Source organism: Ochrobactrum sp. SFR4 (assembly GCF_019730395.1).
Classification (GTDB): domain Bacteria; phylum Pseudomonadota; class Alphaproteobacteria; order Rhizobiales; family Rhizobiaceae; genus Pseudochrobactrum.
In genome coordinates this window covers 1-294 of sequence record NZ_JAAPBB010000618.1, presented here as the reverse complement: position 1 = coordinate 294, position 294 = coordinate 1, and the positions used below count along the sequence as shown (strand labels likewise).

At 62.2% G+C, this 294-nt stretch carries 1 protein-coding gene; it reads left to right on the top strand.

Features of this window, described 5'->3' with window-relative positions:
* A partial coding sequence (locus tag HBA93_RS20515) for a phosphoketolase family protein (protein WP_502910158.1) occupies nucleotides 1-294 on the top strand: 294 nt, incomplete at both ends.

Here is a 294-nt window from a genome sequence, read left to right as displayed (position 1 = left end):
CGATGACCTGAGGAAGCTGTTCGAGGGTCACGGTTATGCGCCGATCTTCGTCGAGGGTCACGAGCCGGAGGCGATGCACCGGCTGATGGCGGATGCGATGGATCTGGCAACGGACATGATCCGCGCGATCCAGGAAAAGGCTCGCTCGGGAGCTGCTTCCACGCAGGCACCGCGCTGGCCGATGATCATCCTGCGCAGCCCGAAAGGATGGACCGGACCGAAAGAGGTCGACGGCAAGAAGGTCGAGGATTTCTGGCGCGCACACCAGGTTCCGGTTGCCAACTGCCGTGAAAA